The 26,017-nt window shown below is 61.8% G+C and carries 17 protein-coding genes; 7 read left to right on the plus strand and 10 right to left on the minus strand.

Translation table 11 applies throughout. The features are described from left to right. Positions 1 to 15: 15 nt before the first annotated feature. The gene (pdxY, locus tag RLEG4DRAFT_RS32475; protein WP_003583196.1) at positions 16 to 891 is read right to left on the minus strand and encodes a pyridoxal kinase PdxY; all 876 of its coding nucleotides are present in this window, start codon (positions 889 to 891) and stop codon (positions 16 to 18) included. A gap of 275 nt (positions 892 to 1,166) precedes the next feature. Here pdxY and RLEG4DRAFT_RS32480 point away from each other — a divergent pair, with 275 nt between their 5' ends. Together RLEG4DRAFT_RS32480 and RLEG4DRAFT_RS32485 are read left to right on the plus strand one after the other, a co-directional pair. Continuing rightward, the gene (locus tag RLEG4DRAFT_RS32480; protein WP_003583197.1) at positions 1,167 to 5,942 is read left to right on the plus strand and encodes an NAD-glutamate dehydrogenase; all 4,776 of its coding nucleotides are present in this window, start codon (positions 1,167 to 1,169) and stop codon (positions 5,940 to 5,942) included. A gap of 26 nt (positions 5,943 to 5,968) precedes the next feature. After that, entirely contained in the window at positions 5,969 to 7,357 is a 1,389-nt protein-coding gene (locus RLEG4DRAFT_RS32485; protein ID WP_171898254.1) for an MFS transporter, read from the plus strand. Positions 7,358 to 7,393: 36 nt separating this feature from the next. Here RLEG4DRAFT_RS32485 and purH read toward each other — a convergent pair whose 3' ends face one another. The 4 genes from purH to htpX all read right to left on the minus strand — a co-directional run bounded on the left by purH (position 7,394) and on the right by htpX (position 13,302). Next, positions 7,394 to 9,010, minus strand: coding sequence for a bifunctional phosphoribosylaminoimidazolecarboxamide formyltransferase/IMP cyclohydrolase (gene purH, locus RLEG4DRAFT_RS32490; protein ID WP_003583199.1), 1,617 nt, complete (start codon positions 9,008 to 9,010; stop codon positions 7,394 to 7,396). Positions 9,011 to 9,104: 94 nt separating this feature from the next. Beyond that, positions 9,105 to 10,778 (minus strand): heparinase II/III family protein, encoded by a 1,674-nt coding sequence (locus RLEG4DRAFT_RS32495; protein WP_037094464.1) that lies wholly within the window; start codon positions 10,776 to 10,778, stop codon positions 9,105 to 9,107. 182 nt (positions 10,779 to 10,960) lie between these two features. Further along, positions 10,961 to 12,349 carry an RsmB/NOP family class I SAM-dependent RNA methyltransferase gene (locus tag RLEG4DRAFT_RS32500; RefSeq protein WP_003583201.1) on the minus strand — a complete coding sequence of 463 codons (1,389 nt, stop codon included), beginning with the start codon at positions 12,347 to 12,349 and terminating at the stop codon, positions 10,961 to 10,963. Continuing rightward, the gene (gene htpX / locus RLEG4DRAFT_RS32505; RefSeq protein ID WP_003583203.1) at positions 12,340 to 13,302 is read right to left on the minus strand and encodes a zinc metalloprotease HtpX; all 963 of its coding nucleotides are present in this window, start codon (positions 13,300 to 13,302) and stop codon (positions 12,340 to 12,342) included. The genes RLEG4DRAFT_RS32500 and htpX overlap by 10 nt, the downstream gene beginning before the upstream one ends. Before the next feature lie 107 nt (positions 13,303 to 13,409). Here htpX and RLEG4DRAFT_RS32510 point away from each other — a divergent pair, with 107 nt between their 5' ends. Beyond that, the gene (locus RLEG4DRAFT_RS32510) at positions 13,410 to 13,634 is read left to right on the plus strand and encodes a DUF1674 domain-containing protein (RefSeq protein WP_003583205.1); all 225 of its coding nucleotides are present in this window, start codon (positions 13,410 to 13,412) and stop codon (positions 13,632 to 13,634) included. 108 nt (positions 13,635 to 13,742) lie between these two features. On the opposite strand, the gene acs is transcribed toward RLEG4DRAFT_RS32510, so the two are convergent. After that, positions 13,743 to 15,698 (minus strand): acetate--CoA ligase, encoded by a 1,956-nt coding sequence (acs, locus tag RLEG4DRAFT_RS32515; RefSeq protein WP_003583206.1) that lies wholly within the window; start codon positions 15,696 to 15,698, stop codon positions 13,743 to 13,745. Between the two features lie 229 nt (positions 15,699 to 15,927). Between acs and RLEG4DRAFT_RS32520 the strand changes: the two genes are divergently transcribed. Further along, the gene (locus tag RLEG4DRAFT_RS32520) at positions 15,928 to 16,635 is read left to right on the plus strand and encodes a DUF1013 domain-containing protein (protein ID WP_003583207.1); all 708 of its coding nucleotides are present in this window, start codon (positions 15,928 to 15,930) and stop codon (positions 16,633 to 16,635) included. A 79-nt stretch (positions 16,636 to 16,714) separates the two neighbouring features. On the opposite strand, the gene RLEG4DRAFT_RS32525 is transcribed toward RLEG4DRAFT_RS32520, so the two are convergent. The 3 genes from RLEG4DRAFT_RS32525 to RLEG4DRAFT_RS32535 all read right to left on the minus strand — a co-directional run bounded on the left by RLEG4DRAFT_RS32525 (position 16,715) and on the right by RLEG4DRAFT_RS32535 (position 20,559). Beyond that, positions 16,715 to 17,650, minus strand: coding sequence for a flagellin (locus RLEG4DRAFT_RS32525; RefSeq protein WP_003583208.1), 936 nt, complete (start codon positions 17,648 to 17,650; stop codon positions 16,715 to 16,717). Positions 17,651 to 17,906: 256 nt separating this feature from the next. Continuing rightward, the gene (locus RLEG4DRAFT_RS32530) at positions 17,907 to 19,817 is read right to left on the minus strand and encodes a propionyl-CoA synthetase (protein ID WP_003583209.1); all 1,911 of its coding nucleotides are present in this window, start codon (positions 19,815 to 19,817) and stop codon (positions 17,907 to 17,909) included. An 82-nt stretch (positions 19,818 to 19,899) separates the two neighbouring features. Further along, positions 19,900 to 20,559 carry a YggS family pyridoxal phosphate-dependent enzyme gene (locus RLEG4DRAFT_RS32535; protein WP_003583210.1) on the minus strand — a complete coding sequence of 220 codons (660 nt, stop codon included), beginning with the start codon at positions 20,557 to 20,559 and terminating at the stop codon, positions 19,900 to 19,902. Positions 20,560 to 20,759: 200 nt separating this feature from the next. Between RLEG4DRAFT_RS32535 and leuS the strand changes: the two genes are divergently transcribed. The 3 genes from leuS to holA are packed head-to-tail and all read left to right on the plus strand — an operon-like array spanning position 20,760 to position 24,952. Beyond that, the gene (gene leuS / locus RLEG4DRAFT_RS32540) at positions 20,760 to 23,390 is read left to right on the plus strand and encodes a leucine--tRNA ligase (RefSeq protein WP_003583211.1); all 2,631 of its coding nucleotides are present in this window, start codon (positions 20,760 to 20,762) and stop codon (positions 23,388 to 23,390) included. Further along, entirely contained in the window at positions 23,380 to 23,901 is a 522-nt protein-coding gene (locus tag RLEG4DRAFT_RS32545) for an LPS assembly lipoprotein LptE (protein WP_003583212.1), read from the plus strand. The genes leuS and RLEG4DRAFT_RS32545 overlap by 11 nt, the downstream gene beginning before the upstream one ends. 10 nt (positions 23,902 to 23,911) lie before the next feature. Continuing rightward, on the plus strand, positions 23,912 to 24,952 hold the full coding sequence (gene holA, locus RLEG4DRAFT_RS32550) for a DNA polymerase III subunit delta (protein WP_003583213.1): 1,041 nt from the start codon (positions 23,912 to 23,914) through the stop codon (positions 24,950 to 24,952). A 182-nt stretch (positions 24,953 to 25,134) separates the two neighbouring features. Here holA and RLEG4DRAFT_RS32555 read toward each other — a convergent pair whose 3' ends face one another. After that, positions 25,135 to 26,016 (minus strand): ParB/RepB/Spo0J family partition protein, encoded by an 882-nt coding sequence (locus tag RLEG4DRAFT_RS32555; RefSeq protein ID WP_003583215.1) that lies wholly within the window; start codon positions 26,014 to 26,016, stop codon positions 25,135 to 25,137. Position 26,017: the final 1 nt, after the last annotated feature.

Genomic DNA, 26,017 nt, shown 5'->3' on the forward strand with positions numbered 1-26,017 from the left:
GCATCAGCGAATGCGTCATTTTTTCCGCCGCTGCGCCGGATGTACGAGCCGCCGCATCTGCACCATGGCCATCGGCGTCGAAAGGCTGGAAGCATCGCTCGCCAGCATCAGCTCGTTGCTGCCGCGCTTGACCGCGCGCGCCAGCACCTCGAAGACGCTTGCCGTGGCAAGCTGCAGCGCCTTTTCGTCCTCGAGACCGGAAAGCAGGCGCGACAGGAAGACGGCGGCAAGCAGGTCGCCGAGACCGTTCGGCGGGTTTTCGACGACACGGTGCTCGGCAAGAAGCGCGTGACGGCCGGAAAGATAGAGATTGCCGGTACCGCCTGCCATCATCGGCACGGCCGAGGTGACGAGCATGCGCGACGGCCCGAGCGCCAGCGCCGCCTCCATGATCGCGCTGTTGTCTTCGAGGGCTGCCCCGGACAGCCATGCGAGTTCGTAGCGGTTCGGTGTCGCCAGCGAAGCGAGCGGGATGAGATGGTCGCGAATGGCCTCCGCGGTTGCTTCCGGCACGTAGAGACCGCCGAGATCGCCCATGACCGGATCGCAGACATAAAGCAGCTCGGGATTATCTTGCCTGAGCGCAGCAATCAGCCGGGCGACGGAGCGCGCCTGGGCGGCATTGCCAAAATAGCCGGAAAGCACTGCCCTCACTTCGCCGATCCACGGCGCCCGGATCAGATCGTCGATCGCCGCGTCGAAATCGGCTTCGGCAAACGTCAGCCGCGTCGAGCGGCCGTGGCCGGGATGCCAAGGCAGGACGATGGTCGGCAGCGCCCAGACCGGATGACCAAGCGTCTCCAGCGCAAAGACGGCCGCCCGGTTTCCAACCGAGCCGCGCACCACATGACTCGAAATGACGATGACTGCGCCCGCTGCATTTTCCGACATGATACAAGATCCGAATGATGATCGCGTTTGATGATCTTTTTGACGCCACGCTGTCAACCATTCTTCATGGGAGCATGGAAATGTGCGGCGCAACGAAAAACAAAAAGGGGATCCACCCGTTCGTTTTGGCCACGAAATCGGAAAATTCTCTGACAATTTCCCATTTCCAGCCTCAAAAAAGCGTCGAAACGGTCCCTCAAGGCCGCATTTTAGAGATTTTTTCGCGAAATCTTCTGCTAGCTTGCAGAAAACCAGTTCATTGCGGGAGGCGATTCATGGCTGCCAGAAACAATCCGAAACGAGAAAAGCAGATCGAAAGCGCGCGCAAGATCGCCAAGGCGACGGGCGAAGCGCATCTCGATCCGGAAATTCTCTTCGGACGGGCCAGCAATGACGATCTCGAACTCTATACGCCTGAGATGCTGGCGCTCTCCGCCCTGCATTCGGCAAAGGAACTCGCAGCCTGGAACGGCAAGGCGCCCCGCGTCAGCATCGACACCATCGCCGATGTGACGCCCGATGGCATTGCCGTTTCGGTGCTTTCGGTCACCGACCGGAACATGCCTTTCCTGTTTGAATCGGTCATGGGTGAAGTGACGAGCACTTATCGCGACCTATTCATGGCCGTGCATCCCATCGTGGTCATGGAGAAGGGCAAGGCGCCTGCGCTCTATTCGGCCGATCACCCGAGCGACCCGGCCAATCGCGTCAGCCATATCCAGCTCCATATTGCGCCGCTCAATTCCGCCCAGGCCGCAGATCTCGTGAAACGCGTCGAAACCGTGCTCGAACAGGTCCGCCTGTCTGTGTCCGACTGGAAGCCGATGCTTTCCAAGATCGACGGGGTGATCGCCGAACTCTCAGCCAATGGCGCCAGCCGGAAGAAAGTCGATCGCGATGAAGCCGTCGCCTTCCTGACATGGCTGCGCGACGAGAATTTCACCTTCCTCGGGATGCGTGAATATGTCTATTCCGGCAAGGGTTCGGATGCCAAGGTCGAACGCGACAAGGGCGCCGGCCTCGGCATCCTCTCCAACCCCGATGTTCTGGTGCTGCGCACCGGCAAGGACGCTGTGACGACGACGCCTGAGATCCTGGCCTTCCTCGACGGCCCCGACTTCCTGATCGTCACCAAGGCGAATGTGAAATCCATCGTCCACCGCCGGGCCTATATGGACTATGTCGGCGTCAAACGCTTCGATGCTGAGGGCAACGTCACCGGCGAACTGCGCATCGTCGGGCTTTTCACTTCGACGGCCTATACCTCGCTCGCCTCCGAAATCCCGTTGCTGCGTTCCAAGATCGAGAAGGTGAAGGAACATTTCGGCTTCGACCCGATGAGCCATTCCGGCCGCATGCTCGACAACACGCTGGAATCCTATCCGCGCGATGACCTTTTCCAGATCGACACGACGCTGCTGGCCAATTTTGCCGAGCAGATCAACGACCTGGCCGACCGTCCGCGCGTGCGCGTCCTCCCGCGCATCGACCATTTCGACCGCTTCGTCTCGGTGATCGTCTACGTGCCGCGCGAGGAATATGACTCGATCGTCCGCGAGCGGATCGGCACCTATCTGAAGACCGTCTATGACGGTCGTGTCTCCGCCTATTACCCGGCTTTCCCGGAAGGCGGCGTTGCGCGCGTGCATTTCATCATCGGCCGCTCCGGCGGCAAAACGCCGCGCATTCCGCAGGCAAAGCTGGAGCAAGTCATCCGCGAGATCACCGCCCGCTGGGACGACCGTTTCGAGGCGCTGGCCGGCGCCAAGGCGCCGAAGATATCGGTCGATCAGGCCTTCCAGGATAGCTTCACGCCTGAGGAAACCGTGGCCGACCTCGCCGATATCGGCGCCTGCGCCGCCGGCGAGCCGCTTCGCATCCAGTTCTACCATCGTCAGGAAGAGCAGGGCCGTACGCTTTCGCTGAAGATCTTCCACGCCGGCGGCCAGCTGGCGCTCTCGCGCCGCGTGCCGCTTCTTGAGAATCTCGGCTTCAATGTCGTCAGCGAACGCACCTTCGACATCGGGGTGCCGGTCGCCGATGGCGAAACGAAACTCGTCGTGCTGCATGATATGGAGCTTGAGTCCCGCAACGGCGGCGACATCGATCTGCAGCGTTACGGCGCCCCCCTTGAGGAAGCCTTCGTCGCCGCCTTTGCCGGCACGATCGACAATGACAGTTTCAACCGGCTGATCCTCTCGGCCGGGCTCTCGGCCCGCGAGACGAATGTGCTGCGCGCCTATGCACGTTATCTCCGCCAGGCCGGCATTGCCTATTCGCAGGACTATATCGCAACGACACTCGACAAATATCCGGCTGTTGCCGCCGCCATTTTCCGGCTGTTCCATAGCACGCTCGACACCAGCCTTTCGGAAAAGGCGCGCGTCAAGAAGCTTGCCGAACTGCACCAGGCGATCGAAGCCGAGCTTGCCGACGTGCCGAGCCTCGATGACGACCGTATCCTGCGCCGCTACGTCAATATCGTCGACGCGACGCTGCGCACCAATTATTTCCAGAAGAATGCCGATGGTTCGCCGAAGCCGATGCTGGCCTTCAAGCTCGATCCGCACCTGGTCGACGGGCTGCCGCAGCCGAGACCCTTCCGCGAGATGTTCGTCTATGGCGTCGAAGTCGAAGGCGTGCACCTGCGCTTCGGCAAGGTGGCGCGTGGTGGCCTGCGCTGGTCGGACCGCGCCGAGGATTACCGCACCGAGGTGCTCGGCCTCGTCAAGGCACAACAGGTGAAGAACGCGGTCATCGTGCCGGTCGGCGCCAAGGGCGGCTTCTATCCGAAGAAGCTTCCCGTCGGCGGCAGCCGCGACGAGATCTTCAATGCCGGCCGCGAGGCTTACAAGACCTATATCCGCACGCTGCTGTCGATCACCGACAATATATCGGGCGCCGAGATCGTGCCGCCGAAGGATACCGTCAGGCTCGACGGCGACGACCCCTATTTCGTGGTCGCCGCCGACAAGGGCACCGCGACCTTCTCCGACACCGCCAATGCGCTAGCGCAGGAAGCCGGCTTCTGGCTGGACGACGCCTTCGCCTCCGGCGGCTCGGCCGGTTACGACCACAAGAAGATGGGCATCACCGCCCGCGGCGCATGGGAAACCGTCAAACGCCATTTCCGTGAAATGGATATCGACATACAGACGACGCCCTTTACCGTCGCCGGTGTCGGCGACATGTCCGGCGACGTTTTCGGCAACGGCATGCTGCTCTCTCCGAAGATCCGGCTGATAGCTGCCTTCGATCACCGCGATATCGTCATCGATCCCGATCCCGATATGGCAAAGACGCTCGCCGAACGCCAGCGGCTCTTCGACCTGCCGCGCTCGAGCTGGCAGGATTTCGACAAAAGCGTGCTCTCCAAGGGTGCGATGATCATTTCCCGTGCGATGAAATCGGTCACGCTGACGCCGGAAGCGGTAGCCGCGATCGGCATCGACAAGGCCGTCGCCACGCCCTTCGAAATCATCACGGCGATCCTGAAGAGCCCGGTCGACCTGCTCTGGTTCGGCGGCATCGGCACCTATGTGAAGGCGCCGTCCGAATCCGACGCCGAAGTCGGCGACCGCGCCAACGACCCGATCCGCGTCACGGCGGCGGAGGTGCGCGCCAAGGTGATCGGCGAGGGCGCAAACCTCGGCGTCACCCAGAAGGGCCGCATCGCCTATGGTCTCAAGGGCGGGCGCTGCAATTCCGACGCCATCGACAATTCGGCCGGCGTCAACACCTCGGACGTCGAGGTCAACATCAAGATCGCGCTGGCCGCCGCCATGCATGATGGGCGCCTGACACGCGCCAAACGCGACCAGCTTCTGTCGTCGATGACCAGCGAAGTGGCGAGCCTGGTGCTACGCAACAATTACCTGCAATCGCTGGCGATCTCGCTGACGGAACGCAAGGGCACGGCCAACGGCCTGGAGCTTGGCCGTTTCATGAGCGTGCTGGAGGGCGCCGGCCAGCTGAACCGCAAGGTCGAGACGCTGCCGGACGAACAGACCTTTGCCGAACGTTATGCCGCCGCTAAGCCGCTGACGCGGCCGGAAATCGGCGTGCTGGTATCCTATGCCAAGATCGTGCTCTTCGATGCGCTGGCCGCCGGCGATCTGCCGGACGATCCCTATTTTGCCGCGACGCTTTCGAATTATTTCCCCGTCAAGATGCAGAAGTCGAACGCCGGCGATATATCAGGTCACCGCCTGAAGCGCGAAATTGTCGCGACAGTGCTGGCCAACGAAGCGATCAACCGCGGCGGGCCGAGCTTCACCGTTGCCATGATGGACGCGACGGCGGCTTCGGCACCGGAAGTGGTGCGCGCCGCGATCGTCGCCCGCGACGGTTTTGACCTGACCCGGCTCTGGTCCGAGACGGACGCTCTGGACGGCAAGATTTCCGGTGAGATGCAGAACCGCATCTACGAGGAAATCAGCCATAGCTTTACCGTATTGACGCGGCTGCTGTTGAAGACCGGGATGACCAAGGCGGATATGGCGGAGGTGATTAGCCGGCTGCAGGCAGCCCTGAAGAAGCTGAAGCCTGCCTTCGCCGAGCAGTCGGCCGGCGATGCCGCCGCACGTCAGGCGGAGTATAGCCAGGCGGGCGTGCCGGAAAAGCTCGCAGCCGAGATCGCCAACCTCCAGAGTTTCTCGCTGGTGCCTGAGATCATGCAGATTGCCGAGCGCACCGGCGAACCCCTGGTGCGTGCCGCCGAAAACTACTTCGCGGTGTCGCAGACTTTCCGTATTGCCCGGCTGCTGGCAGCCGGCGGACGGATTCTCACCTCGGATCATTATGAGAACCTGGCGCTTGCCCGCAGCATCGACCAGATCGCCAGCGCCAGACGCGATATCGTCATCTCGGCCCTGTCCGATCACGGCAAGGAGAAGCTTCCTGTTCAGGCCTGGCATGCACAGGACCGCATCCGCATCAACCGCATCGTCGAAGAGCTTTCGAGCCTCAGCGACAGCGGCGATCCCAACCTTGCGCGTATTACCGTTGCTGCAGGTATCCTGACCGATCTTGCGCGCGACCGGGGGAGGTGAGACAGTCCGCTGCAAAAGAGGAGCGGGTGTTGAATCGCATTGACTGGACTGGTACGCAACCGCCGAAAGCCACGGAGAAGGGCATCTGGGGGTGGATGTTCTTCGATTGGGCAGCCCAGCCCTTCTTCACTGTGGTCACCACCTTCATCTTCGGTCCCTATTTCGTTTCCCGCCTGACCGATGACCCGGTGTCCGCGCAGACGACGTGGAGCAACATGGCGACGATCTCCTCGGTGATCATCGCCCTGCTCTCGCCCATTCTCGGCTCGATCGCCGACCAGTCGGGCGCGCGCAAACCCTGGATCGGATTCTTCGCGATCATCAAGATCGTCAGTCTCTTCTGCCTGTGGTTCGCAGCCCCCGGATCGCCGGTGCTTTATCCGGTCATTTTCATGATCCTCGCCTCGATCTCGGCCGAGTTTTCGATCGTCTTCAACGATTCGATGATGCCGCGCCTGGTCGCCAAGCACGAGGTCGGCAAGCTCTCCAACACCGCCTGGGGGCTCGGTTATCTCGGCGGCATGATCGTGCTCATCGCCGTTGTGACGCTTCTGGCAGCGAGCCCTGAGAGCGGCAAGACCATCCTCGGCCTCGATCCGCTGTTCGGCCTCGATCCGAAGACCGGTCAGGATGCCCGCATCACCGGGCCGATCTCGGCCGCCTGGTATCTGATCTTCATCCTGCCGATGTTCTTCTTCACGCCGGATGTCGGTAGAGGCCTTCCCTTCGGCACCGCCGTCCGCTCAGGCCTGCGGGAACTGAAAAACACGCTTGGCGAACTCAAGGAGCGCCGCGGCATCCTGACATTCCTCGTCGCCCGCATGATCTACCAGGACGGCGTCAACGGCCTGCTAATCCTTGGCGGCATCTTCGCCGCCGGCATGTTCGGCTGGGCGACGATCGAGATCGGCATCTACGGCATCATCCTGAACGTCGTCGCGATCTTCGGCTGCCTGATCGCCGGCCGCATCGACAAGGGTGTCGGTTCGAAGGTGACCGTCGTCATCAGCCTCACCATGCTGCTTCTCGCCACCATCGGCATCATCTCGACAGGGCCGGGTTACACCCTGTTCGGCCTGCTGCCGCTGCCGACGGCGGATTCCGGCGGCCTCTTCGGCACCGCGGCGGAGAAGGCCTATATCCTCTACGGCCTGCTGATCGGGCTCGCCTTCGGGCCGGTGCAGGCCTCGTCGCGCTCCTATCTCGCCCGCAGCGTCAGCCCCGAGGAAGCCGGCCGCTACTTTGGCATCTACGCGCTGTCCGGGCGCGCCACGAGTTTCATGGCGACGCTGCTCTTTTCGCTGGTGACCTATCTGAGCGGATCACCGCGGCTTGGAATGGCAATGCTGATCCTGTTCCTCGCCGGCGGGCTGGCGCTGCTAGTCCGCACGCCCTATCCGGCCGATCGGGCATGACAACCGCCCCCGTCGGGGCCGGTCGTCGCTGTCACGTCAGTGACGGAAATGACGCATGCCGGTGAAGACCATCGCGACACCATGTTCGTTGGCGGCATCGATCACTTCCTGGTCGCGCATCGAGCCGCCCGGCTGGATGACCGCCGTCGCCCCTGCGGCGATCATCGACAGAAGACCGTCGGCAAACGGCAGGAAAGCTTCAGAGGCGACCGCCGACCCATGCGTCATCGGCACTGCAAGGCCGAGCGCCTTGGCCGCCTCTTCGGCCTTCAGCGCGGCGATGCGGGCGGAATCGACCCGGCTCATCTGGCCGGCGCCGATACCGGCCGTCTGGCCGTCCTTGGCGTAAACGACGGCATTCGATTTCACATGTTTGCCAACCTTGAAGGCGAACTTCATGTCATCGAGCTCCTGCGCCGTCGGCGCCCGCTTGGTGACGACCTTGAGCTCCAGATCCTCGACCATGCCGTTGTCGCGGCTCTGGACCAGCAGGCCGCCGGAAACCGTCTTTGCCGTCAGTCCCGCGGCGCGCGGATCGGGCAGGCCGCCGGCAGACAGCAGCCGCAGGTTCGGCTTGCGGGCGACGATCGCCTTCGCCTCGTCCGTCACATCGGGTGCGATGATCACTTCGGTGAAGAGCTTGACGATCTCCTCGGCGGTTTCGGCATCCAGTGTCCGGTTGAGCGCGATGATGCCGCCGAAGGCGGAAACGCTGTCGCAGGCAAGCGCCCGCCGATAGGCCTCGACCAGGCTCGATCCGGTGGCGACGCCGCAGGGATTGGCATGTTTGATGATGGCACAGGCCGGCGCCTTCTCAGGCAGGAATTCGGCGACCAGCTCATAGGCGGCATCGGTATCGTTGATGTTGTTGTAGGAGAGCTGCTTGCCCTGGAGAAGGGCAGCCGTCGACACCCCCGGGCGCTTCTCGCCGGTGACGTAGAAGGCAGCCTTCTGGTGCGGGTTTTCGCCGTAACGCATCTCTTCCTTCAGTGCGCCGCCGATGACCCGGTGGCCCGGCGTATCGATCGACAGCGCTTCTGCAAACCAGTTGGAAATCATCGCGTCATAGGCGGCGGTCCGGGCATAGGCCTTGGCGGCCATGCGCTGGCGGAAGGCATAGGCGGTCTTGCCGTCATCTGCGGAGAGCTGCTCAATGAGCTCGGCATAATCGTTGGGATCGGTCAGGGTCGTCACATAGGCATGGTTCTTGGCCGATGCGCGGATCATCGCCGGGCCGCCGATATCGATATTCTCGACGGTGGTCGGATAGTCGCCGCCGGCCGCACGCACTTCTTCGAAGGGGTAGAGGTTGATGACGGCGAGGTCGATACCCTCGATGCCGTGCTTCTTCATCGCCTCCTGGTGTTCGCTATCGTCGCGGATCGCCAGCAGGCCGCCATGCACCGTCGGATGCAGCGTCTTGACTCGCCCGTCCATGATCTCGGGAAAGCCGGTGATTTCGGAGACATCGGTAACGGCAAGGCCGGCAGCGGCGATCGCTTTGTAGGTGCCGCCGGTCGACAGCAGGCGCACACCTCTTTGAGACAGGGCTTGGGCGAGCTCGACGATCCCGGTCTTGTCGAAGACGGAAAGCAGCGCGGTCTTGATTTCGACCTTGTCGGGGGCGGGGATCTTCTTGGAAATGACGGCCATGAACCTTCTCCGTTCGGGCTTCGGGAGACATCCGCGAGGGACGTTCGCATTCTGAGGCCGCGTTAGCACAGCTTCGCCGCCGCGCAAACAGGTGCTATCCCTTGCGGGACAAAAACCAGCGGATTTCCGTCTTCTCGGCGAGATCGAAGTCGATCTCGATCTGGTCGGAGCCGCAAATGCCGGAGCTGTCGGCAAAGAAGATGTCCTCGGCGATCAGCACCTCATTGCCGGGTGCGGAAAACAGCCAGCTTTCGCCATCCGGCGCCGTCAGCAGCACGGACTCGCTGTCGCTCTGATGCAGGACGATCGAGGGATGGATATGAAAACGGGCGACGGCCTTCAGCGGCTCGTCATGCTCATATCCTTCCCGGACGACGAGCCGGTCGTGGCCGGTCACGATCGAGCCGGCGGCATTGAGCGTCAGTTCACGCTCGTGCAGCACCCCGAACGCCCTGATATAACCGTCATGGCTGAGCTTGATGCCGTCGCGTCCATCCTCGGTTTCGGCACGCTCGACGGTGACGGTTCGCACCGGTTCGGTAATCGCATGATTGAGGAAGGGCGAGGGCGAAAAACGGCTGGACGAGGTGTCGTTGAGGATGACGGTCGAATGCGCCGCCGACGTCCGCGCCATCTGGACATAGCGGTGCCCGGCAAATTTCGGTGAACCGGAATTGACGATGAAGCGGTGGCGGCCGGACGACATCTCGAAGGACAGGCTGCCGGCATGCACGGTCCGCAGCGCGCCTCCCGAAGGCGGCGTGCCGGCATCGGCAATGATCACCGTTTTTCCGCCGGAAAGCCGCTGATAGCGCGACTGCGGCAAAGCCTTGAAGGGCTGGCCGGCGGTCTCGTCATACCGCAGCACCGAGATCAGCTCGTTTGCCAGGGTCGAGGTCGCCCCGTTGAACAGCGCCAGGTCGCCGTCCTGATGGCGAAAGAACCGCAGAGCCGGATAAATGCGGTCGATGCCGGAGATCAGCTTCTGCGGCAGGTCATGGCCGAGATTGACATAGGTTTGCCTGAGCGGCAGCAGATCGAGCAGCAATTCCAGCCCGACGCGCGGATTGCGCGAGATATGACCGCCATCCGGAAGAATCTGGCTATCGAATTCGCGGTCGAGCGCCTGCGCCGCCCTTTTGAGGGTAGAGGCGCGAGCAGGCATGGCGACGGAGGCCATGGCGAGCGCGATCCGCAGCCGAAACAGTTCCAGGCCGCCAAGCGTATAGGGCGCCATGCGATGCAGGAACCTCACCTGGAACGCCAGCGACTTCATGAAGCGGCGATAGAAGCCGCGGTCGGCATTCTGCAGCACGACCGGTGAATGCGACAGCCAGGCGATGACGCGCTGGGCGGTAACGTCGACCTCCCAGGCAATGCCCTCCATGCGGCCGGCATGGATGGAAAGCCAGCTGTCGACGATCGCGCGCGCTGCGGTCGAACTGCGCTCGGTCTTGTTCGCCCGCATGTGCCGCAGCCAGCCGAAGCTGTGAAGGCGGATCGCGAAGGGGCGCGAGGGCAGGGTGAAGGTGAAGGGTGACTTTCCACCCGTTTCCAGCATGCGCCCGGCCAACAGAAACCGTCCGTTGAGGATCTCGTCGGCCACATGCGAATCGATGCTGCGGAGATCGGTCGGCGCGACGATCAGACGCTCGGGCACCTTGATCGAATGGCGGAAGAGTTTTAGGCGCAGCAACGCGACGCGGCGCAAGGCGCGCCGCCAAGCCTCCCGAACATACATGCTCGCAAAACGCCGACCGGACTGCATATTCTATTGTCTATTGACCCTCGTGGTTAAGAATAGGTGAAAAGCGGCCGATTTCATCGCCCACAATGAATTGATTCGTAACAATGTTCGAATATACGCAATTAACAGGCTTCATCCGAGGCCATGCGCGGATGTGAAGCGTCTTGCAAGGGGAGATTTGCCGCCCGCCCGTGAGCCCGCAATCAGACCACCCGCCGCAGCACGGCGGCATAAAAGCCATCGAGGCCGGAGGCGATGCCATCCGGCATTTTCAGCATGGTGGGAAGCGTGCGGAATTCGCCGAGCGGGGTGATCGCCGCTTCGAGGCCGGGCCAATCGCCGGCATCGATCCGAACGCGCTCGATCCCAGCGGTATCGGCCAGAACACGGGCGACGACCTCCTCGCCTTCGGCAGGATCAAGCGAGCAATTCGAAAAAACCAGCGTTCCATCCGGCATCAGCAAGGTCAGCGCGTGACGCAGCAGCCGTTCCTGCAGCGCCGCCAGCCTGGCGATATCCTCAGCTCCCTTGGTCCATAGCACATCGGGGTGCCGGCGTGTCGTGCCGGTGGAAGAGCAGGGGGCATCGAGCAGGATCGCATCGAAACGCTCCGCTGGCTCGAATGTCGTCAGATCCGCGGCAATCGTCTCCGCTTTTAGGCTGAGCCGGTCGAGATTCGACCGCAGCCGTCTCAGCCGGCTTTCCGACTGGTCGAGGGCGGTGACCGCGCCGCCGGCAAGGATGAGCTGCGCCGTCTTGCCGCCAGGCGCGGCGCAGAGATCGGCGGCACGTTTGCCCGAGAGATCGCCGAAAAGCTTCGCCGGGATGCTCGCGGCCGCATCCTGCACCCACCACGCGCCCTCGTCGAAGCCTTCGAGCGAAGGGATGCCGCCATCAAAGGCGGCAAGCCGCACGCCGCCCGTCGGCAGGGCCACGCCGTTCAGCCGCTTTGCCCAGCCTTCGGGGTCTGACTTGACCGTCAGATCAATCGCGGCCGGCTCGAGCTGCGATTCCGAAATCGCCAGCGCCGCGTCCCGGCCATAGGCCTTTTCCAGCCTGGCGATGAACCAGGCCGGCATCGGCGCGACCTTGGCGATCTCTTCGAGCACCTCAGCCTTCTCACGGCCGAGCCGGCGAAGAATGGCATTGACCAGCTTGGCGAAACGCCGGTTACGCGGATCTTGATTGGCCTGCTCGACGGCAAGATCGACAGCCGAATGATCCGGCACGTCGAGATAGAGGATCTGCGCCGCCCCGATGGCGAGCACATGGTGCAGGGCGCGTGCCCCTTCCGGCAGCGGCGAGTCCAGCAGCGCTGCAATCGCGGCATCGATACGCGGCAGATGGCGCAGCGTCGTGTTCAGGATGGCGCGGACCAGCGCCCGGTCGTTTTCGCCGAGCGCCTTGTAGGCGGGATTGCCATGTTCATGATCGAGGGCGCCGTCGAGCGGCAGTTTGCGATCGACGACGGCGGCGAGAATTTTTGCCGCTGCCGCCCGGGCCTGCATGCCGGGTTTTGCCGGCGCGGATCGCTCAGTGGAGGGCTGATGCTTGCGGAATGGTTTCTTCGTGCCGTCTGAATTCAAGACCATGGACCTTTTGGCGGTTGTGAACCACCGCGACCAAGACCCGTATCCGGAACAGAGCGCGATTTGCGCGACGGATTAGCAGCCCGAACCGGCGGCGTCGAGACGTTGATGCCGCCCTGCGCCATGTGCTGCAGCGCAGCGATGCGGTTTTCCGTGTTCGGATGCGTCGAAAACAGATTGTCCATACGCTCGCCGGAGAGCGGATTGATGATGAACATATGCGCGGTCGCAGGATTCCGCTCGGCATCCTCGTTCGGCACGTGGGCTGCGCCGCGGGCAATCTTGCCGAGTGCGGAAGCAAGCCACAGCGGATTGCCGCAGATCTCGGCGCCGCGACGGTCGGCCGAATATTCGCGTGTGCGGCTGATCGCCATCTGCACCAGCATGGCGGCAAGCGGCGCCACGATCATCGCGACGAGGACGCCGACGAAGCCGAGCGGATTGTTGTTGTTTCCACGGTTGCCGCCGAAGAAGAAGGCGAAGTTGCCGAGCATCGAGATCGCGCCGGCAAGCGTGGCGGTGATCGTCATCGTCAGCGTGTCGCGGTTCTGAATATGGGCGAGCTCATGCGCCATTACACCGGCGACTTCCTCCGGAGACAATGCCTGGAGCAGGCCCGTCGACGCAGCGACGGCGGCATTTTCAGGGTTGCGGCCGGTGGCAAACGCATTCGGCTGCGGGCTGTCGTAGAGGTAGACCTTCGGCATCGGCAAGCCGGCATTGCCGGCGAGATCGCGGATGATCGCAAAGAATTCCGGCGCGTTGCGCTCATCGACTTGCTGGGCGCGATAGGCCGAAAGCACCATGCGGTCGGAATTCCAATAGGAGAAGAAATTCATGCCGGCGGCGATGACGAAGGCGATCATCATGCCAGCCCGACCGCCGATCAGAAAACCGACAAACATGAAAAGCGCCGTCATGAAGGCAAGCAACATGGCAGTGCGAACGAGGTTCATTGCGAATCTCCATCTCCGATTGCCGTCACAAGCTTTCAATCGCGGCACCGGCGCATTATGATTTGGTTATTCACCAGCCATTTTCAATATTTCCGGCAGGAGAAGCCATGCAGGACGCCGATAACGACAATAGCGAAACACCGACGGCCGACGGATCGGAGCCGCCGCGCAAGGTGCTGTCCCCGGCTGCGAAGCGCGCCCTTGCCGAAGCCGAGGAGCGACGCAGGAACCAGAAGCCGCTGGAGCTGCCGCCGGAGAGCGGCGGCCGCGGCGGCGCCGAGCCGGCCCGCTTCGGCGATTACGAGATCAATGGCCGGGCGATCGATTTTTAGGCGGATCGAAAAACTGGCCGCCAGCTACGTCCGACTATGACGAGACCGTAAGCCGCAATGGGTGAAAGTGAGCCGCTCCAGGAAAGGAACCCGGAGCGGCTCGCTCTATCAGGCGGTCGGCTTGTTCTGCCGGTTGGCGATCAGATCGTCGACGACGGCCGGATCGGCGAGCGTCGAAGTATCGCCGAGAGCGCCGAAATCGTCTTCGGCGATCTTGCGGAGAATACGGCGCATGATCTTGCCGGAGCGGGTCTTCGGCAGGCCGGGCGCGAACTGGATCTTGTCGGGTGCGGCGATCGGGCCGATTTCGGCACGCACGTGTTTCACCAGTTCCTGGCGAAGCGTATCCGTTCCTTCGTGACCGGCCATCAGCGTCACATAGCAATAAATGCCTTGGCCCTTGATCGGATGCGGATAACCAACAACCGCGGCTTCCGAAACCAGGTGGTGTGAGACAAGTGCCGATTCGACCTCTGCGGTGCCCAGCCGATGGCCAGAGACGTTCAACACATCGTCGACACGGCCGGTGATCCAGTAATAGCCGTCCGCATCGCGCCGGCAGCCGTCGCCGGTGAAATACTTCCCCTTATAGGTGGAGAAATAGGTCTGGATGAAACGTTCGTGATCGCCGTAGACCGTGCGCATCTGGCCGGGCCAGCTGTCGGTGATGCAGAGATTGCCGTCGGCCGCCCCTTCCAGCACCTTGCCCTCATTGTCGACCAGCTGCGGTTTGATGCCGAAGAACGGCACCGTCGCCGAACCGGGTTTCAGATCGATGGCGCCGGGCAGCGGCGTGATCATGTGACCGCCGGTTTCCGTCTGCCACCAGGTATCGATGACCGGGCAGCGCTTGTCGCCGACGACATTGTAATACCATTCCCAGGCTTCCGGGTTGATCGGCTCGCCGACGGTACCGAGCAGGCGCAGCGAAGAACGCGAGGAACGGGTGACGAAGTCGTCGCCGGCCCCCATCAGCGAGCGGATCGCTGTCGGCGCCGTATAGAAGATATTGACCTTGTGTTTGTCGATGACTTCCCAGAAGCGGCCCTGGTCGGGGAAATTCGGCACGCCCTCAAACATCAGCGTCGTCGCGCAGTTGGCGAGCGGCCCATAGACGATATAGGAGTGGCCGGTGACCCAGCCGACATCGGCGGTGCACCAGTAGACGTCGCCGTCATGATAGTCGAAGACATATTCATGCGTCATCGCCGCATAGACGAGATAACCGCCGGTTGTGTGCAGCACGCCCTTCGGCTTGCCGGTCGAGCCTGAGGTATAGAGAATGAACAGCGGATCTTCCGCCTTCATCTTCACCGGCGGGCATTCCGCCTTCACCGTGGCAAGTTCCTGGTGATACCAGAGGTCGCGGCCCGGCGCCCAGCCGGTCTTGCCGCCGGTGCGGCGCACCACCAGCACCTTGGTGACATGAACATGCTGGCGGGCGGCGATATGGATCGCGGTATCGGTATTATCCTTCAGCGGCACCGGCTTGCCGCCGCGCAGACCTTCGTCACAGGTGATGACGAAGGTGGATTCGCAGTCGACGATGCGTCCGGCCAGGGCCTCGGGCGAGAAACCGCCGAAGACCACCGAATGCACCGCACCGATGCGGGCGCAGGCAAGCATCGCATAGGCCGCTTCCGGGATCATCGGCATGTAGATGGTGACGCGATCGCCCTTCTTGACGCCGTGTTTCTTCAGCACATTCGCCGTCCGGCAGACATGCTCGTAGAGCTCGCTATAGGTGACCTTCTTGTCGATATAGGGATTGTCGCCTTCCCAGATGATCGCCACCTGGTCGCCATTGGTTTTCAAATGGCGGTCGATGCAATTGTAGGAGACGTTGGTCTGGCCGTCTTCGAACCACTTGATCGCAACCTTGCCGGTAAAGGACGTATTCTTGACCTTGCTATAGGGCTTGAACCAGTCGATCCGCTTGCCGTGTTTACCCCAGAACTTGTCCGGGTTCTCGACGCTTTCCTCGTACCATTTCAGGTACTTCTCCTTATCGATCAGGGCGCGCGCCTTCACCGGCTTCGTGACCGGATAGATCTTCTCCGACATGCAACTCCTCCTCATGGGACATGCGACGGGCCGCGTCTGCTTAGGGCCCGGATTTCAAATCAAGGCAATTCATAGCAGCTCGCATCGTGGCGGCAATTAGACGAAGGTCATTTCATTTCGGAAGAATTGCAATTCTGCGACAGTGCGGTTATATAGCGCCATATTTCCCGGACATTGTGGTGACAATCCACGGACCGCGACCGGCGCGGACGATAGAAGGACTATATCCATGGCTCAAACACTGCTCATGCCGAAGGCGACCGCCATCTGGCTCGTCGACAACACGGCACTGTCTTTCGATCAGATCGCGCAGTTCTGCAAGCTGCACCCGCTCGAGGTCAAGGCGATCGCCGATGGTGAAGCGGCGCAGGGCATCAAGGGCCTCGACCCGATCTCGACCGGACAGCTGTCGCGCGACGAGATCGCCCGCGCCGAAGCCAATCCGAACCACAAGCTGAAGCTTTCCGAGCCGAAGGTGCGGGTGCCGGAATCCAAGCGCCGCGGCCCGCGTTACACGCCGGTTTCCAAGCGTCAGGACCGTCCGAACGCCATTCTCTGGCTCGTTCGCAACCATCCGGAACTGAAGGACGCGCAGATTTCCCGGCTCGTCGGCACCACGAAATCCACCATCGAGCAGATCCGCGAGCGCACCCACTGGAACTCCGCCAACCTGGCGCCGATGGATCCGGTCACGCTCGGCCTCTGCAGCCAGATCGATCTCGATATGGAAGTGGAAAAGGCTTCCAAGGGCCGTCCGCTGCCGACCGCCGCCGAGCTTGGCGCGACGCTGCAATCGGCCCAGGAAACCGAGCGCCTGAGCCCGAGCTACGAGCGCGAGGAAGAAAAGGAAAAGGAGATCGACGCCGACGCCGTCTTCCGCAAGCTGAGCTCGCTGCGCTCGGCGCCGAAGGATGAAGACGACGACGATCAGTACTGAGAGATCGACGATCTCATGAAAAACCCCGCCGGTATGAGCTGACCGGCGGGGTTTTTTGTTGCGGATTGCCTGTTTCCAATTAGCTGCGGAACAGGGTGAGGATGTTCTGCGCCGAGCTGTTGGCGATCGACAGCGCCTGGACGGCCAGCTGCTGCTGTGTCTGCAATGCCGAGAGCTTGCTCGATTCCTCTTCCATATCGGCATCGACCAGGCGGCCGACGCCGGAGTCGATCGAATCGTGAAGACCGCTGACGAAATTTTCCTGCAGCTGGATCCGGGTCGAGATCGAGCCGAGCGCCGAGCCGGCGGCGGTCATGGCACCGAGAACCAGTTCGACACCGGTCAAGGCTCCATCGAGCTGGCCCTGGGTGAAACCGGTAATGTCGAGATCATAGATCGACGCCATGACGATGACGGTGCCGCCATAGGTTCCGTTGAACGCCGTGCCGAGAATGCCGCTGGTCGTCTCGATCGCCCCGGTGCTCGTCATGCCGAAGAGCACGTTTCCAAGCGTGCCGGAATCGAGCACGTAATCCGTCATCTTGACGGAGACGGCATTGCTGCCATCGCGGACGAAGGACGAGACGACGCTCTTCGTGCCGGAAGCCCCGGCAACCCAGTTTTCACCGGAGAAAGACGCCGATTGGGCGATGCTGAGCAGCTGTTCCTGCAGCTGGTCGAGCTCCTGCTGGATCTTCGTCTTGTCGACGCCTTTTTCCGTGGCGGCGACGATCTTCGCCTTGATGTCGCTGACGATGTCGAGCGCGCTGTCCATGGCCGAATAAGCGGTGTCGACCTTGGCCGCGCCGAGGCCGAGGGCATCGGAGACGGCTGAAAGTGCTTTATTATCCGAACGCATGGTCGTTGCGATCGACCAGTAAGCGGCATTGTCGGCCGCCTTTTCGACGCGATAACCCGAGGAAACGCGACCCTGAGTGTCCTGGAGGCTGTCGTTTACGCCGCGCAAAGTCTGCAGCGCTGCCATGGCAGCGTTGTTGGTAAGGATGCTTGTCATGATCCGTTCCACAATCGTTGAGAATGGGGCAATCCGGACTGCAGCGCCGCGCGTCTTTCAGACGCGCAAAGGACGCTGTAGCGCTTCAACTGCTGCATAATTTGTCCATCAATCGATGCCGATTTAAGACATTATGCAGTAGGCCGGTAACGGCGGTCGCATCATGCAAAGCCTGCTATGCAAGCCATTGCCGTTAACAAATGCTTGCCGCAACATGGTTAACAATTCCTCAATGAGGCTTACCGAACGTTTAATTTCACATCGGCAGCGAGCCCAGGCCGCGCCGGCGCAGCGCCTCGGCAATTTCCTCCAAAACCGTTGGATCATCGATAGTTGCCGGCATTTTCCAGGGTATGCCGTCGACAATCTTCTGCATCGTGCCGCGCAGGATTTTGCCGGAGCGTGTCTTCGGCAATCGGTTAACGGTGATGGCCATCTTGAAGGCAGCGACGGGCCCGATCTGATCGCGAATCATCGCAACGACTTCTGATTCGATGGCTGTCACCTCGCGCGAAACATTCCGCTTCAACACCAGGAAACCGCACGGGGCCTGGCCCTTCAGCGCATCGATGACACCGATGACCGCGCATTCGGCGACATCGGGATGGCGGGCGCAGACTTCCTCCATCGCCCCGGTCGAGAGCCGATGACCGGCGCAATTGATGATGTCGTCGGTGCGCGACATGATGAAGAGATATCCGTCCTCGTCGACATAGCCGGCATCGGCGGTTTTGTAGTAACCAGGAAACTCGTCGAGATAGGCCGACTGGAAACGGTCGTCCGCATTCCAGAGGGTCGGCAGGCAGCCCGGTGGCAAGGGAAGCTTTATGACGATATTGCCGAGCGTTCCCGCCTCGATCGGATGGCCGGCATCGTCGAGCACGGCGATGTCGTAGCCGGGCATCGGCAGCGCCGGAGAACCGTGCTTGACGGGAAGGGCGCCGAGGCCGAGCGGATTGGCGGCGATCGGCCAGCCGGTCTCCGTCTGCCACCAGTGATCGATGACGGGTATGGCGAGCATGCGTTCCGCCCATTTCAGCGTCTCCGGATCCGCCCTCTCGCCGGCAAGAAACAGCGCCCGCAGATCCGGCATCGGATATTTGCGCATCAGTTCGCCGTCGCCATCCTCCCGGCGGATGGCTCGGAACGCCGTCGGCGCCGTGAACAGCACGCGGACCTTGTGCTCCGAGACAACGCGCCAGAATGCGCCGGCATCCGGCGTGCCGACCGGTTTTCCCTCGAAGATCACGGTGGTGACGCCTGAGATCAGCGGCGCATAGACGATATAGGAATGTCCGACGACCCAGCCGATATCCGAAGCCGTCCAGAAGACCTCGCCCGGCTTCAAGCCGTAAATGTTCCGCATCGACCAGTGGAGCGCGACCAAGTGGCCGCCATTGTCGCGTACCACGCCCTTCGGCTGGCCGGTGGTGCCGGAGGTATAGAGGATATAGAGCGGATCTGTCGCCTTGACCGAGACGCAGGCGATCTCGGCACCGCGATGCTGCGCCACCGCCGCCTCGAAATCCTGATCGCGGCCGCTGACCAGATCGGCCCGAAGCTCCGGCCGCTGCAGCACCAGACAGCGCGCCGGCTTCGAACGCGCGATCTCGATCGCCTGGTCGACCAGAGGTTTATAGGCGACGATGCGACCGGGCTCGAGCCCGCAACTCGCAGTGATCACCAGCTTCGCCCCGCAATCGTCGATGCGGGCAGCAAGCTCGCTGGCGGCAAAGCCTCCGAAGACGACGGAATGGACAGCACCGATGCGGGCGCAGGCGAGCATCGAAAACACCGCCTGCGGAACCATCGGCATATAGAGGATCACACGATCGCCTCTGCCGATGCCGAGATCGACCAGCGCTGCTGCGATGGCCTTCACCTCGTCAAGCACCTCGCTATAGGTGAAACGGCGCTTCTCGCCGGTCATCGCGCTGTCGAAGATGACCGCCGTCTCGCCGCCGCGCCCGGCGGTCACATGCCGGTCCAGGCAATTGTGACAGGTATTGGTTTCCGCCCCCTCGAACCAGCGGCCGTAGACGCCGGCATCCGGTGAAAAAACCCGCTCCGGCGGTTTGAACCAGTCGATATCGGCGGCGGCTTCACGCCAGAAGGCTTCTGGATCGCGTTTCCAGGCCGCGTAGACCTGATGATAGCCGTTCTGCATCTGCTCCTCCCCAGGATGTGCAAGCCTCGATATCAATCTAGGCAGCAGCGGGGAGAACGGGAAGCCCGACCAAAGCAGAGTATCAGCGCGCCCCGAAAATCGCCGATCCGACGCGCACGCTGGTGGCGCCGAAGGCGATCGCCGTTTCGTAGTCGCCCGACATGCCCATGGAGAGTTTTTCGACGCCGCATTTGAGCGCCAGCTTCGCCAGCAGGGCAAAATGCGGCCCGGGATTTTCTTCCGCCGGCGGAATGCACATCAGACCCTCGATGGAAAGGCCGAGCTCGTCGCGGCAGAGGGCTGCGAAGGCTGGCGTGTCGTCAGGCGCGATGCCGGCCTTCTGCGGTTCGAGCCCGGTATTGACCTGGACGTAGAGCCGCGGGCTCTTGTCTTGCCGTTTCATCTCCTCGGCAAGCGCGCGGGCGATCTTTTCCCGGTCCACCGTCTCGATGACGTCGAACAGCGCCACCGCATCCGCCGCCTTGTTCGATTGCAGCGGTCCGATCAGATGCAATTCGACATCCGGCCATTCGGTCTTCAGCGCCGGCCATTTGCCCTGGCTTTCCTGCACCCGGTTCTCACCGAAGACGCGCTGGCCGGCCTCGATGGCCGGGCGGATTGCTTCCGCCTCGAAGGTCTTCGACACCGCGACGAGCCGAACGGAGCCGGCCGGACGACCCGCCTGACGTTCCCCGGCGGCAATCCGCGACCGCACGTCATCCAAGCGCTCTTGAAGTTCCATCGTTCTGCCTCGACATTCAGCATGAGAGTGTTGGCAATGAACTAGCCAGCCATTCTGTGCTTGCCAAGACCCGTTGCCGCGAAATCGCCCGGCCGGGATGAAGATCAAGCGCTTGCAGCGGCGCGCAAAACTTGACGCTACGGTGGTTTCATGGTGAAGGTCTCGACCAACCTCCCTGATTTTCCGGAATTTCGAATACCATGGCCACCGAACGTTATAATCCGCGCGATGCCGAGCCCCGCTGGCAGCAGAAATGGAATGAAGACAAGGTCTTCGAGACCGACAATTCAGATCCGCGCGAAAAATACTACGTCCTGGAAATGTTCCCCTATCCGTCGGGGCGCATCCATATGGGCCATGTTCGAAATTACGCCATGGGCGATGTCGTCGCCCGCTACAAGCGCGCCCGCGGTTACAACGTGCTGCACCCGATGGGCTGGGACGCCTTCGGCATGCCGGCGGAGAACGCCGCCATGGAGCGCGGCGTACACCCCGCCTCCTGGACCTATCAGAACATCGGTTCGATGAAGGCACAGCTGAAGGCCATGGGGCTTTCGCTGGATTGGAGCCGCGAATTCGCCACCTGCGACGTCGAATATTACCAGCATCAGCAGCATCTCTTCCTGGATTTCCTGGAGAAGGGCCTGGTCTACCGCAAGCAGTCGAAGGTCAACTGGGACCCCGTCGACAACACCGTGCTCGCCAATGAGCAGGTGATCGACGGCCGCGGCTGGCGTTCCGGCGCACTGGTCGAACAGCGCGAACTGACGCAATGGTTCTTCAAGATCACCGATTTCAGCCAGGATCTGCTCGACGCTCTGGATACGCTCGACCAGTGGCCGGAAAAAGTGCGGCTGATGCAGAAGAACTGGATCGGCCGCTCTGAAGGCCTGACGGTTCGCTGGGAGATCGTGGCGGAAACGGCCCCCGCCGGTGAAACCGAGATCACGGTTTACACCACCCGCCCGGACACGCTGTTCGGCGCCTCCTTCCTGGCGATTGCCGCCGATCATCCGCTGGCAAAGGATGCCGCCGCAAAGAACGCCGATATCGAGGCTTTCTGCGAGGAGTGCCGCCGCGCCGGCACCTCGCTTGCCGCGCTCGAGACCGCCGAAAAGAAGGGCATGGACACCGGCATCCGCGTCCGCCATCCGCTCGATCCCTCCTGGGAGCTGCCGGTCTATGTCGCCAATTTCGTGCTGATGGATTACGGCACCGGCGCGATCTTCGGCTGCCCCTCGGGCGACCAGCGCGACCTTGATTTTGCCCGGAAATATGACCTGCCGGTCGTGGCCGTCGTTATGCCCAGGGATGGCGATGCAGCGAGCTTTTCCGTCGGCGACACGGCCTATGACGGCGATGGCGTGATGATCAATTCACGCTTCCTCGACGGCAAGACGACGGAAGAAGCCTTCAATATCGTTGCCGACCAGCTGTCGGCCGCTTCGCTCGGTAATACGCCGCAGGGCGAGCGCAAGGTCAATTTCCGTCTGCGCGACTGGGGTATTTCGAGGCAGCGTTATTGGGGCTGCCCGATCCCGGTCATCCATTGCGATGATTGCGGCGTCGTCCCTGTGCCGAAGAAGGACCTGCCGGTCAAGCTGCCCGACGACGTCACCTTCGACCAGCCCGGCAATCCGCTCGACCGTCACCCGACCTGGCGGCATGTCTCCTGCCCGAGCTGCGGCAAGGACGCCCGCCGCGAGACGGATACGATGGACACGTTCGTCGATTCGAGCTGGTACTTCACCCGCTTCACCGCACCTTGGGAAGGCCGGCCGACCGATCCTGAGGCGGCTAACCGTTGGCTGCCGGTCGACCAATATATCGGCGGCATCGAGCACGCGATCCTGCACCTGCTCTATTCCCGCTTCTTCACCCGCGCCATGCGCGAGACCGGCCATGTCGCCGCCAGCGAACCCTTCAAGGGTCTCTTTACCCAGGGCATGGTGGTGCATGAAACCTATAGCCGTGGTGCCGGCGGCAGCCGGGAGTGGGTGGCGCCGGCCGATATCCGCATCGACGAACTTGACGGCAAACGCCGGGCTTTCCTGCTGACATCAGGCGAGGAAGTCGCGATCGGCTCGATCGAGAAGATGTCGAAATCGAAGAAGAACGTCGTCGACCCCGACGATATCATCGCCTCCTACGGCGCCGATACCGCCCGTTTCTTCGTTCTCTCCGACTCTCCGCCGGAGCGTGACGTCATCTGGTCCGAGGCGGGCGTCGAAGGCGCCCATCGTTTCACCCAGCGTCTGTGGCGGTTGATTTCCGAAGCCGCAGAGGCGCTCTCCACCGTCGCGCCGGCGCCGGCAACGGAGGGGGAAGCACTGTCGATCTCGCAGGCCGCCCACAGGACGCTGAAGGCCGTCGAGAACGATTACGACAAGCTCTGGTTCAACAAGGCCGTCGCCCGGATCTATGAACTGGTCAACGCACTGGCCGCGCCGATGACCAGGGTTGCGGCGGGCGAGGGGGATGTCCGCTATCGCGCCGCCGTGCGCGATGCCGCCGAAATCCTGATCCAGCTGGTTGCGCCGATGACGCCGCATCTGGCTGAGGAATGCTGGACGGTCCTCGGCAATCAAGGGCTGCTTGCCCGGACCGACTGGCCGCGATACGCCGAAACGCTGGTCATCGAAAATGATGTCGTCCTGCCGGTGCAGATCAACGGCAAGAAGCGTGCTGAATTGACAATTTCTCGCGATGCAGATCAGAATGCCGTCACCGACGCCGTGCTGGATCTCGATGCGGTGAAGAACGCGCTGAACGGACAGGCACCGAAGAAGATCATCGTGGTTCCCCAAAGGATTGTAAACATTGTCGTCTGATATCGCTTGCAAGCTGGCCCGCAATGCCGGCATCGCCATGATCCTTGCCGCCACGGCTTTTCTCTCTGCCTGCCAGGTTCGGCCGCTTTATTCCGAGAGCTCCGGTGTCGTTGAGAAGCTTTCCTCGGTCGGCTTTTCCGAGGCAGGCAGCCGGGTTGAGCAGCAGGTGCGCAATCGCCTTATCTTCCTTGCCTCTCGCGGTGCCGGCGAAGCGGTAAATCCCCAATATCGGGTCGAGATGCACGCCACCTCGAGCGTTGCCAGCACACTGCTCCAGGAATCCGACGATACATCGAAAGCCGGCCGCGTAACTGTCAACGTCGCGTACACGCTGAGCGCCACGGCCGACAGCCATGTCATCAAGGCCGGCAGCCGCCAGGTCACATCGCTGGTGGATTTCCCCGAACAGGAATTCGCCAAGCAAAGGGCGATCCGCGATGCGGAAAACCGTGCGGCGGATCAGGTTGCGGAATTCGTAGGAGCCGATATCGCCGCTGCGCTCAGCCGTTGAGGGCGGAGATGTGGCGGAGATAAAATCCCACGAATTCGAAACCTTCCTGCAGAAATCCGCGCGGAATTATCGGATCTTCGTTATTTACGGGCCCGACCGCGGTCTCGTTTCTGAACGTGCCGGTCAGCTTGCCGGCAAGACCGGTGTTGCGCTTGATGATCCCTTCTCGCTGACCAAACTCGATATTGGCGACCTGCAGAAGGATCCCGGACGGTTGGTCGACGAAGCCCAGTCTATCGGACTGTTCGGTGGTGAGAAGCTGATCTGGATCCGCGGCGCCGCCAATGAAAAATATCTTGTCGATCCCTTGGCACAGCTGGCCGAAAAGCCGCTCGAAGCCGCCCACCTGATCGTGGAAGCCGGTGACCTGAAAAAGGGCTCCCTGCTGCGCAAGACGGCCGAGGCCGCGCGATCGATCATGACGATCCCGTCTTATGCTGATGACAGCCGCGCCTTGAATGCGCTGATCGATACCGAATTAAGTGGAGAGAAGCTCGGCATCACGCCGGCCGCCCGCCAGGCGCTGATCGCTTTGATTGGCGGTGACCGCATCGCTTCACGCAACGAGGTGCGCAAGCTTGCCCTCTATTGCCGCGGCCTTCAGACGGTGGAAGAACATCACGTTACCGAAATAATCGGTGACGCCAGCGCGATCTCCGTTGACGATGCGGTCGACGCCATCCTGAGTGGCGATCTCAACGGTTTTCTCCACGCCATGCAAAAGATCAGCAGCTCCAAAACCGCGATCTTTCTCGTCCTGCAGGCATGCCTGAAGCAGTTTCAGCTTCTGGATACAATGCGCGCAGAAATGGATGAAAAACGCCTGCAGGCGCCCCAGATCATGCAGACGATGGGTCGTCATCTGCATTTCCGCCGCAAGCCGATTATCGAACAGGCGCTGCGCCAATGGAGCGCGGAAAGCATCGCTCGTGAGTCCAATCGTCTGCAGGCCGCCATTCTGCAAAGCCGGCGGCGACAGGTGCTGGAAGACAGCGTTGCGATGCAGACGCTGCTCGCTACCACCCTTCAATCCGGCCGGAAATCCGCCTAGGGCAATTCCAGGAAAGTGCGAAGCGGCTTTCCGTCCGGGATTGCGTAAAAACAAAAGGTTAGAGCGGTTCGGCTTCCGTGAAAACCTGAACCGATCTAACGCATGTGCCCAGAGTTGATCGGGATCGCATGAAGCAATTCGCGGGCGATCCTATCAATCACGTTTGAAGCGCTAGGCTTCGGCTACCGCCTCTCAAGCAAGCGGCAGATTTCCTCGAGCTGCTCTAGAGACTTGTAGGAAATTTTGATCTGGCCGCCGCTGGTCTTGTGATTGATCGCGACATCGAGGCCGAGTGCGTCGGAAAGCGTTCGCTCTAAGGCGAGCGTATCGGAATCCTTCTGATCGCGTCGCGAGGCGGCCAGCTGCGGCTCGGATTGCGCTTTGATATTGTTTTGCGCCAGTCTTTCCGCATCGCGCACCGACATGCCTTTGGCAACGATGGTGCGGGCAAGGCTTGCCGGGTCGGGGGTGGAAACAAGGGCGCGGGCGTGACCCGCCGACAGGCTTCCGGCGGCCAGCAGATCGCGCACCGGATCGGGCAGTTTCAGCAGGCGCAAGGAGTTGGCGACATGGCTGCGGCTTTTGCCGATGATCTCACCGAGGTCGTTCTGGGTGTAGCCATACTCGGCAATCAACTGCTCATAACCCAGAGCTTCTTCAAGCGCATTGAGATCCGCTCGTTGGACGTTTTCGACAATGGCGATCTCCAATGCCGTCTTGTCATCGACGTCACGGATAATGACGGGAATTTCAATCAACCCGGCCAGCTGGGCGGCGCGCCAACGGCGTTCGCCGGCAATGATTTCGTATCGATCCCGTTCCATCGTTCGCACGACGATCGGCTGCACGATGCCATGCTGACGAATGGAACTGGCAAGATCATGCAGCTCGGCGTCATCGAAAAAACGGCGAGGATTGCGGGGATTGCGGCTGACGAACTCGATCGGGATCAATCTGTCGGCACTGATCGTCCGCTCGGCTTCCACCGGGACAGGCTGATCCATCTCGCCAATCAGCGCCGCAAGGCCACGGCCCAATCGCCTTTTCGATACATCGTCATTCATG

It is taken from the genome of Rhizobium leguminosarum bv. trifolii WSM2297, assembly GCF_000271845.1.